Genomic DNA, 10264 nt, shown 5'->3' on the forward strand with positions numbered 1-10264 from the left:
GTTCGGTGGGGGCGCCCGCGGTGGCGGGGCGGGCTGAGTCGTGACCGAGACCGGATCATCCTCCACGGAATCACTCTCCGCCGCAGGATCACTCTCCGCGGGATCGCCGGCCAGCCGGCCGCCCGTCATCGAACTGGACGGTGTCCGCAAGACCTACCGGACCGGCGCCTTCGAAGTGGAGGCGCTGCGCGGTGTCAACCTGCGTATCTCCGAGGGCGAGTACATCGCGATCATGGGTCCGTCAGGGTCGGGCAAGTCGACCCTGATGCACATTCTCGGCTGTCTCGACGTGCCCACCACGGGCAGCTACCGTCTTGCCGGCGAGGACGTCAACCAGATGCCAGAGGAGGATCTCGCCGAGATCCGCAACCGGCGGATCGGCTTCGTCTTCCAACAGTTCAACCTGCTCCCCACATTGTCCGCGTGGCGCAACGTGGAACTGCCGTTGTGCTATGCCGGGACGGGACGGGCGCAGCGTCGCGCCCGGGCGATCGAGGCGCTGGAAAAGGTGGGTCTGCAAGACAGGATCGCCCACCGCCCGAACGAGCTGTCCGGCGGCCAGCAGCAACGGGTCGCCGTCGCCCGTGCGCTGGTCACCGATCCCGCGCTCATCCTCGCCGACGAACCAACCGGCAACCTCGACAGCGCGTCCACCCAGGACGTGCTCAGCCTGCTCAATGAACTGCACGCCTCCGGTCGCACGATCGTGCTCATCACCCACGAGCCCGAGGTCGCCGCCACCGCCGGCCGGGTGGTGCGGATCCGCGACGGTGACATCCAGGACGACACGGGGCCTGGTCACCAAGCCGGCTCCGCTGCCGGTACCACTGCCGGGCCCGGCTCCGCATCCGGTACCGCCGCCAGGTCCGGGAACACCGGCACCGGGAACGCGGTCCGCGGCGATTCGGCCCCGCTCACCTGGGAGGTTCGCCAGTGAGCTGGCTAGAGACGCTACGCATCGGACTTGAAGCGGTGCGTACACATCGGTCGCGTTCGACTCTGACCGTCCTCGGGATTCTCATAGGTATCGCCGCGGTCATCCTCACCGTCGGTCTCGGCCAGGGCGCCCAGAACCAGGTCCGCGACCAGATCAACTCCCTGGGCAGCAACCTGCTCGTGGTCACGCCGGGCAGCACCACCAGCAGCAACGGCATCCGGGGCGGCTTCGGCTCGGCCTCGACACTGACCGTGCAGGACGCCGAAGCGCTGGCCTCGAAGGACGTCGCTCCGGACATCGCCGCGGTCGCGCCGGCCAGCCAGCGCAGCCTGTCGCTGACGGCCGGCACGTCGAACTGGACCACCACGGTCGTCGGAACAACGCCCGACTGGCTGTCGGTCCGGGCCCGGAAGATCAATTCCGGCCGCTTCATCACCAGCCAGGACGTCACCAGCCATGCCGCGGTCGTCGTGCTCGCGGCCACCACCGCCGAGCAGCTGTTCGGTGGTCGCAACCCGATCGGCGCGACCGTGGCGGTCTCCGGGGTTTCCATGCAGGTGGTCGGGACGCTCACCGCGGCCGGTTCGTCCGCCACGGCCAACGAGGACGACCAGGCGATCCTCCCGATCAGCACCGCGGCGAACCGGGTGTTCGGCGGCGCGACCCGCAGCTCCGTGCAGAACATCTACCTGGAGGCGTCGTCGTCGAAGACGCTGTCCGCCGCCTACCAGGAGGCCAACAACACACTGCTCGCGCTGCACCGCATCAGCACCCCCACCGGCGCCGACTTCACCATCGCCAGCCAGCAGTCCATCCTGTCCGCCGCCACCTCGGTGGACCGGACCCTGACCGTGCTGCTCGGCGGGATCGCGGCGATCTCACTGCTCGTCGGCGGCATCGGCGTGATGAACATCATGCTGGTCTCCGTCACCGAACGCATCCGAGAGATCGGTCTACGCAAAGCGCTGGGGGCGCCACCCCGGGTGATCAGGCGCCAGTTCCTGGTGGAGGCGTCCGTCCTCGGCCTGGCCGGCGGGCTCGCCGGTACCGCCCTCGGACTAGTGGGAGCCGCGCTGCTCCCCCATCTGATCTCCCAGCGGATCGACATCTCACTCCCCGCAACCGTCGGCGCGATCATCGTCGCGGTGGGGATCGGAGTCGGGTTCGGCGTCTACCCCGCCAGCAGAGCCGCCCGGCTGGCCCCCATCGACGCACTGCGCAGCGAATGATGATCCGTCAGTCTCCGGCCCTGCCCGGCACCCAGGGCCACGACCAGGAAAACGAGTCCACCGTGCCCGAACACGGCATGCCCCCACACGGCGTGCCCGCGCCTGCGGGCATCGTCACTCAGCCTGCCCAGCCCGCATCCCGATCCCGCCGTCCTCGCATCCCCGGGGGGTCCGCCAATGGCTGACCGGACTTCCCGAGACCGGCGACACCGGCTCCGCCGCTGGGCGACGGTAATCGTCGTCATCGTTGTCGTCGGCGGGGTCGGCGGCGGAGTTCTCGCCGCCACGGCAGCCTCGGGCGGGCCGTCCTACCGGACCGCGGTGGTCACCCACCGCACCGTCGAGGCAACGTTGAACTCCACCGGCACCGTGACGCCCACCAGCCAGGCATCAGTGAGTTTTCCCGTCGGTGGGCGGGTGGCGCAGGTTTCCGTGGCCGTCGGCCAGCATGTGACAACGGGCGACGTCCTGGCCGAACTCGACACGTCCTCCCTGGCCGCCTCGCTGGACAACGCCCGGTCCACACTCGCCTCGGCGCAGGCGAAACTCGCCGCCGACCAGGCCAGCCAGACCGCCGCCGGCACGGCCTCGGCCGCCGCGTCCACCTCCGCGCCGGCGTCGGCGTCGACCGGAACCGGCAGGGTCAGCGGGGCAGTGTTCGTCACCTCGGGCCAGGCCGGCGTCCAGAGCGCGAGTCATGTGACCGCAAGCGGGACCGCGGCCGGCGAGCCACAGGCCGGGACCGCCAACAGCGCGGGGACGACCGGGGGCGCGAACTCGGCCGAGGATCTCGTCAAGCACTACCAGCAGCAACTGCTGGCCGACCAGCACGCCGCCGACACGCTCCTATACCAGATCCAGGCCGATCTCGCCCACGAGCAGTCGGTGTGCCGGTCGTTCCTGGACAGCCTGCGCCGTGCCGGAGATGACGCCCCCGGCGCGGGGGTACCCGGCGCCGCACACGGCAGCGGGAGTTCGGGTGAGGTCACCGGGACCCCGGCTCTCACGCCGTCACCGGGTACCGCAGCGCCATCAGGTACCGCGACGGCCACGGGTCCGGCGCCCAACGGCACGGACTGTGCGGCGCTGCTCAAGCAGGTCCTCACCGAGCAGGAGACCCTCAACGACCGTCTGCACGCTGTGGCGGCGGATGTGGTTGCCCTCGATGCCGCGGTCGCGCAGCTGCTGGCCCAGTCCCCGGGACGGCAACAGTCCCCAGAGCAGCAGTCCCCAGGGGGGCAGCCGGACGCGGGTGCAGGCACAGGCGGAGGCACGGACGCTGGCCGACCGTCGTCCAGCCCGACCGGAACCGGGGCGGGAACCGGTGGCACGAACGGGACCGCGTGGACGGACACCGGCGGAAGCAAGAGCACACGCGGTGGCACACCCGCGGGTGGTGGCCCAGCGGGGAGCAACACGCTGGCGGGTGGCTCGGCGGGCCGGTCCGGCACAACGTCGGGGGCCTCCCGCACACCGGCGTCAGCCGCCCAGATCGCCGCCGACCAGGCCTCGGTCGACGCGGCCAACGCCATGCTCCTGGTGGCCCAGCAGAGCCTGGATCAGGCACGGCTGATCAGCCCGATCAGCGGCTTGGTAGCCGCCGTCAACATCGCACCCGGCCAGTCCGTCAGTGGCGGGTCGGGCACAGCGACGATCGTCGTGCTGAACCCGGGTTCCATGCAGGTAACGACAACCGCCAGTGACAGCAACGTCGCCGCCGTGAAGATCGGCGCCAAGGTCACGGTCACCCCGGACGGCACCAGCTCTCCGCTGACGGGCACCGTGGTGGCGATCGGCCTGCTTCCGGCGGCGTCCACAACCTCCGGCGGGACAGCATCGTCGGGCTCTTCGGGATCGTCGGGCGGGTGACCTATCCGGTGACCATCGGCCTGAACAGCGGCCTGAACAGCGACGGCGGGCAGCTGTTCGCCGGCTCGGGCGCGGCCGTCTCCATCGTCGTTTCCAGCGCGGCGAACGCACTTGCCGTACCGACGTCAGCCGTGCTGAGAATCGGTAACCGTCACGTCGTATCCGTATTGCGGGACGGCAAGGCGACCAGCCTGCCGGTGGAGGTGGGCGCGGTCGGCGCAACCTTCACCCAGGTGACGTCCGGCCTGTCCGAAGGGGACAGGGTCGTCCTGGCAGATCTGAATGCCCCACTGCCCACCAGCAACACCACGCTGCGCGGCCTCGGCGGCGCGGGCCGCCCCGGCGCCGGACCGACCGGCGGCGGCTTGGGTGGTGGCGGCCTCGTCGGTGGCGGTGGCGGCCTCATCGTCGGTGGGGGCGGCGGACGGAACGGGTAGCGGCGACCCGCTCCGTCCGCCACGGCGATCAGGAACTACCGGTACTCGACGAATGACCAGGCGGCCATCAATCCTCCGGTTTCTCGGTGGCGAGCAGGTCCTGCAGTTCACGGACTGCTTCCCGGAGCCTGCCGGCAAACGTGAACATCTCGTCGGCCGCCTGGAGCGGCGTGCTCAGGTAAAGATTGAAATGGTCGGGAAGCAACACGTAGGCGATGCCGATGCACCGGTTGCTGGTCGACCCGAAACCGAAGTACTCGATATTGACCGACGGCGCGGAGCTGGTGCTCAGGTAGTCGTCCCGCATCTTGAGCCAGCCCGGGGTCTCGTACAGGGCAAGCGGCGCGGTCACCCCCAGCTCCTCGCCGCGCCGCTTCTGGATGAGCTGCAGCTCCCACAGGTGCTGCTCGGGCGCTTGTCCGGCCTGGCACTGCTTCGCCCGTTCCACATGTTTTTCGGCGGCTGCCCGAAACGCCGCCCTGCGGGTCACCACATCCGCCGCGGGGTCGTCCATCGTGGCCACGAACCGCAGCACCTCGGGCGTGACGACACGCATCGCCTCCGTGCGCCCGCGCCGGTACTGCCGCGTGGCGATCGACTCGTATGTGGCGCCCACCAGTCCTTTGGCCCGCTTGTGAGCGAGTTGATAGGCCAGCTGCACGAATGCGTCCGGCGATATCCGCAGTTGTTTGGCACGTTTTCCACCGAAATCGTCGAACGACAGGATGGACGTGGCGGTGTCAGCCCCGTACGCCGCGAACGAGGCGCCGGCGGCCCGCACGTCGGCCTGCAGGTCACCGTCCAGCACGAACTCGATGGCCTTGACGTTCGGCAGACCCTGGGGGCTGGCCCCCGACTGCGCCGAGTGTTCCTCGGGCGAGGCACCCAGCAGCGCGTCGACGAAGCTGAGGATCGTGGTCCCGTCCAGACCGCAGTGCTCGATGTTGATGCCCGCCGTGCCGTCCTCGAAGACAATCAGGGACACGGCCTTGTCGAACCAGCGATTACCGCTGTCACCATGAAGCATCTGGTCGCACGCCGTCAGGGTGTCCTTGGGCGTGAAGTCCTCCAGACATACACAGAACAGCGCGGTTTCCACCTCGTCGAGCGCGTCGGCATTACCGGGATGGCGGGCAAGCAGCGCCTGCCGGCTGGCCGCCCACTCCGCCCGGGCCTTGGTGGTGAGATGCCCGACGGACGTCTCCGGCGTGGCCCTCGTCGCACCGGCCTTTATGATCGTCTGCAGCCCGACCACGAGGTCGTCTAACGTGTGGGGTCGGCCGTCCGGACCCAGCACGTCCAGACGGAAGATGTTTCCGCGGAAGAACACCACAACGTGACGTGCCCGGGACGGACCCGGCCACTGCTCGCTGTAGGGCGCACGGACGGTGTCCTGCACAATTCCGGGTATCCGCGTCGCGGAGAACAGGAACTTGTTCTGCTCCATCGACAGCGGCCGCCCCCGCTGGACGGCCGGCGCAATGCGTTCGTCGTCGAGCTGCAGCTTGTAGTTGACGGCCGCGGCGATGAGACCGGCCGCCCGGTCCATCTGTCCCAGATCCGCATGCTTGAACAGGAAGAAGAAGTTCGCGTTGAGCGCTATACGGTCGCGACGTCCCAGGTAGCGGGACGGCCAGAACGTGTCGAGCCAGCTGTGCACGTCCTCGCCGGCGTTGTATTGCTCGAGTGCCTCGTGGAGCCGGCGACCGGGACCGTCCGGTCGCAGGAACGAGGCCACCGCCGCCTCGGTCTCCGTCAGCTCGTCCGCGGTCAGCAGCGGTGCACACCACTCGAGGAATCTCTCGCAGCTTTCCTCCAGCGGGGGCAACGGCACCCGCGGCAGGAGATCTTCATTGCCAAAGGTACGGGCGGACAAATCCTGGTTATCGTTCAATTTGATCCTCGACCTCGGTGGTTGTGGGGACCTGGATGATTCCTTGTTCGTTGCGAGGTCGATGACCACGCAACCGTTCGTGCCGCGCGGCCGGGAGACGTAGAGCTGCGCGTAAAGCCAGCCGTCGGTTTCCAGACCGCGCGGGTCCACTCCGACGTTCCACAGGGTATCCAGGACGAGCGACTGCTCCTCCGGGGAGGCGAACCGCCGCTGCTTGAACATGCGTTCGAGATGAATGGTCTCGTATCCCAATCCGGCCAGGCTCTCCGCAACAGGCGCGAACGGGAACATCCGCAGGACGAAATGTGCCATCCACGGTCTACACTCGCCGTTTGCGCCGACCACCCGCGCGATGGTCCGGTCGCTGACGTAGCCGATGCAGCCGGTAGAGATGACGAGATCCGCACCGGTGAGCTGCTGGCGTTGTCGCTGCGTGGGGTCGCGCTCCTCCAAGTCGGCGTACACCGCGTCATCGATGAACCCGGCCGAGAGCGCGTACGAAAGGGCCTGCTGCGAGGTGTCGAGGCCCACGAACCGGGTCCGCCGCAGGCGGTCACGCGACCGGACCAGCTCCCGGTCGCGGGCCAGCAGCGTGTCGCGGGTCTGCGTACGGGCGTCGCCGTCACAGTAACGCCCATACAGCTCCTCCATGGTCGCGTCACATTTCAACAGAGCTGCGTTGATACCGTAGGAGCAACCGATGTCCAGGATGTTCGGAGCCGGGTTCCGGTGTGCTTCCTGGTACTCCTGAATGATTTTCCTGAAATATGGTTTGGCCAACTGCGGGATACAGTAGTCGAGCTTGCGCAACGTGTCGAAGTAGGCGCGTGGGTCGGGTTGCGTGTAGATGTGATCGAGTGAAACTTTTCCGGTGGCATCAAAATGCACGGGCTGCGTTCCTCCTTGGATCACAGAACGGGCAACGGACCGGCTTCGGATTCGGATCGCCGGCCCCCGGGCCGCGTATGGCAGATCTCCGATCGCGCGGATCATCCCTCCCCGCATCGACCGATGCCCGCCGGACCCGGCCTAATCCAGTAGTCGGTCGCCCCGCACAGCGTGTCCAGCGACCGCCAGATGCTGGGGCAGCACCCGGCCGAAAAGCTGCCTCGTCCGCTCCACGCTGCCGATCACTCCGGGGCGTTCGCTGTATGCGAAGATCGCCGAGTGGCGCGCCGTCCCGCCCTGCACAGAGCTCACCCGGTGCATTGAATAACGACCCTTGAACAACTGAAGGTCACCCGGATGCAGGGGCAGGCGACGGATCAGGTGCCCACCGCGGCCGGCCAATACGGCCCGAACGTCGTCAAAATTTTCCGCCTCCGCGGACCTGATATCCGGACAGTACTCAAACACGCCGCCGGCCTGCGACTCCTGCGTGAGCAGGCTCACCGCGAACTCATTTGTGTCGAAGTGCCATGGATGCTCCATTTCCGGGGTGACGACATTGAGACACAGCCCGGCCAGGGGGTCCGCGAGCTCGTAAACGCGGGGCAGCTCGAAACAACTGGCGACAAAATGCTGAAACAGTTCGCTGGAATAGAGCTGATGGATGGCAAAATCATCGGGAATGCGATCACGCGCTACAAAGGCGTTGCCACGTCGCATAGCCATGCGACCCGGATGATCTGCCGGCAGAGACGCGTCAGCAGCGATGTTGTAGGCATTGACGGTTTCGACGTCATAATACGCCAGAGGAGCAACCGCAGCGCATTCCAGCCGCAATTCTTCACGCCGTGAGGACCGAATAAAACTGGACAGCACGCTGCATCCGAGATTTTGCAGTTCATACCGGGCACGAGAAACCACGTACTTCCAACCGGCGCTTGTCGGCTCTGCCAGGGGATAGCGAGCCGTGTTGACCATCTGCCCGACCACCCGAGCTTCCGATGTACTCATGAGGCTCTCCTCCACCTGGCGGGCTCACCGCTGCGGAGCGGGACATCGCAACCGGTCCGGCGATCCTCGTGTTCGACGTCCATGCAGTGCCAGTTACACGATCCGCACGCTGTCAAGGCCATCACCTCCCGCGAGCAGACCGCGTCCACAGCGCCTTCTCATTCTTCTCGACTACCTCGGATACGCCAAGAGCGCCCGGGGACACGGACACGGGAGAAACATGATCGCACCGCCTTTGGCCCATTAGCACATCGTTGCCCTCGATTCATTGACATGAAGTCGCTTGTGATGTGCGACACCAATCTCGAAAACACGCCCAATGATCATAATCAGTTCGGATCCCCCTGGTCGTCGTCCTTGACGTTGATTCTGGATCCGTCGGCAGCCACATCCAACAGTCACAGCGAGTGAGAAGAAAACACATTGGGCGAGTTTGTGTAGACGCAGGGTGATTATTGGGCGAGTAGCAGATGAGTATCGGGTGAGTACCGGGTTGACGTCGGTGCCACGGCCGGCAGGGTGGGTGAATCGGTTCGCGCCGGCGCAGGCGCCACCGCCGTCCCGGCCAGTCCTGGCCATGGCCGCTTCTGGACACGGAGCCCGCGGCGCGGCCCTGTTACAAGTTGGGATGAACCGTGTTACAAGTCGGGACGAATCGGTCCGCTGTCGGGACGGTGGGACCGTCCCCGCCGGGCAGATGACCACCGATACGACCGTCAGCAGATTGTGAGCCGAGTAAATGCCTATTGCAGCGCAGTTCTCCGAGTACGGCACCAGCGACGTGCTGCGCGTCGTCGACGTCCCGGCCCCGGTTGCCGGTCCGGGTCAGGTACGTATCGCGGTACGGGCGGTGAGCGTGAACCCCGTCGACTGGAAGATCCTCCAAGGTGCCCTGCAGGAGCTGCTCAAGCTGGACTTTCCCGCAGGTCTGGGCAAAGACGTTGCCGGCGTCGTCGACCAGGTCGGCGACGGCGTGACCGCCTTCGCAGTCGGTGACGAGGTGCTCGGGTCGTCCTCGACCCCCTCCTATGCCCAGTTCGCGCTCGCCGACCCCGCGGCACTGGTCACCCGGCCGGCCGATGTGTCGTGGGAGGTCGCCGGCAGCCTCGCCGGCGCTGGTGGCACCGCGTGGAAGGTACTCGATCTGCTCGGCGTCGCAACGGACGAAACACTGTTGATCCACGCTGCCGCGGGTGGCGTCGGTGTCCTCGCCGTGCAGCTGGCCGTCGCCCGCGGCGTGCGGGTGATCGGTACCGCCAGCGAGTCCAACCACGAACTGCTGCGTTCACTCGGTGCCATCCCGATCACCTATGGCGACGGTCTGGCGGACCGTGTCCGCGCGGTCGCCCCGCAGGGGGTGGACGCCGTGCTCGACGCATCGGGCCGCGGTGAGCTGCCGGTCTCGATCGAACTGGCCGGCGGGCCCGAGCGGGTGCTCACCATCGCCGCGTTCGACGCCGCCGACCACGGGATCCGCTTCCACGTCGGTGGTGGCGGGGAGGACACCGTGCAGGCGATCCAGGACATCCTCGCCCTCATCAAGGACGGACGCCTGCAGCTGCCGATCTGGCGTACGTATCCACTGACCGAGGCAGCCACCGCGCTCGACGCCAGCCGGGCCGGCCATCTCGGCGGCAAGATCGTGCTACTGCCGGCCTGACGAACGCGCCTGCCGGGGAGAACCCGGACCGGCGTGGGCGGGGCCCGCTGCGACCAACCGAGGCGGAATGATCCCACGCAGCCGGCGGACCACCGGCAGCGCGCAGGACACCGTGACCGCGCTGTACCGGCCGATCGGAGGCTTCCGGCACTACCCCGACGTCCGAGCAGTTGGGGCGTATCCTCCGCGGGTACGTTCTCGCCCGCCGAACGTCATGGGCCGGCAGTCCCGAAGGGGTCCACCAATCCGGCCGGATGTCCCGAAAACGGCGCCGAACCGGTTGTGCGGACCGGTCATATGCGGACCCGATCACGTGCGGGCCAGGTCATGGTGCGGACC

The 10264-nt window shown here is 67.5% G+C and carries 7 protein-coding genes; 5 read left to right on the forward strand and 2 right to left on the reverse strand.

Translation table 11 applies throughout. The features are described 5' to 3' along the window. Positions 1-40 precede the first annotated feature (40 nt). From DD1DGNOD_RS24870 to DD1DGNOD_RS27520, 4 genes are all read left to right on the forward strand, one after another. Positions 41-937, forward strand: coding sequence for an ABC transporter ATP-binding protein (locus DD1DGNOD_RS24870; RefSeq protein WP_131768786.1), 897 nt, complete (start codon positions 41-43; stop codon positions 935-937). Then, complete coding sequence (locus DD1DGNOD_RS24875) at positions 934-2166, forward strand: ABC transporter permease (RefSeq protein WP_131768787.1); 1233 nt, start codon at positions 934-936, stop codon at positions 2164-2166. Before DD1DGNOD_RS24870 ends, DD1DGNOD_RS24875 begins: the two co-directional genes overlap by 4 nt. A 177-nt stretch (positions 2167-2343) precedes the next feature. Continuing rightward, positions 2344-4035 carry a biotin/lipoyl-binding protein gene (locus DD1DGNOD_RS24880; protein WP_131771151.1) on the forward strand — a complete coding sequence of 564 codons (1692 nt, stop codon included), beginning with the start codon at positions 2344-2346 and terminating at the stop codon, positions 4033-4035. Continuing rightward, positions 4032-4472 (forward strand): hypothetical protein, encoded by a 441-nt coding sequence (locus tag DD1DGNOD_RS27520; RefSeq protein ID WP_165037025.1) that lies wholly within the window; start codon positions 4032-4034, stop codon positions 4470-4472. Before DD1DGNOD_RS24880 ends, DD1DGNOD_RS27520 begins: the two co-directional genes overlap by 4 nt. A 67-nt stretch (positions 4473-4539) precedes the next feature. Here the strand turns inward: DD1DGNOD_RS27520 and DD1DGNOD_RS24890 are convergent, their stop codons facing one another. Next, complete coding sequence (locus DD1DGNOD_RS24890) at positions 4540-6372, reverse strand: choline/carnitine O-acyltransferase (protein ID WP_131768804.1); 1833 nt, start codon at positions 6370-6372, stop codon at positions 4540-4542. Between the two features lie 1023 nt (positions 6373-7395). Then, positions 7396-8265 (reverse strand): HalD/BesD family halogenase, encoded by an 870-nt coding sequence (locus DD1DGNOD_RS24895; RefSeq protein ID WP_131768789.1) that lies wholly within the window; start codon positions 8263-8265, stop codon positions 7396-7398. Positions 8266-9004: 739 nt separating this feature from the next. Between DD1DGNOD_RS24895 and DD1DGNOD_RS24900 the strand changes: the two genes are divergently transcribed. Beyond that, the gene (locus tag DD1DGNOD_RS24900) at positions 9005-9925 is read left to right on the forward strand and encodes an NADP-dependent oxidoreductase (RefSeq protein ID WP_131768790.1); all 921 of its coding nucleotides are present in this window, start codon (positions 9005-9007) and stop codon (positions 9923-9925) included. The last annotated feature ends 339 nt before the right edge of the window (positions 9926-10264 follow it).

It is taken from the genome of Candidatus Protofrankia californiensis (assembly GCF_900634765.1).
In the GTDB taxonomy this organism is placed as follows: Bacteria; Actinomycetota; Actinomycetes; order Frankiales; family Frankiaceae; genus Protofrankia; species Protofrankia californiensis.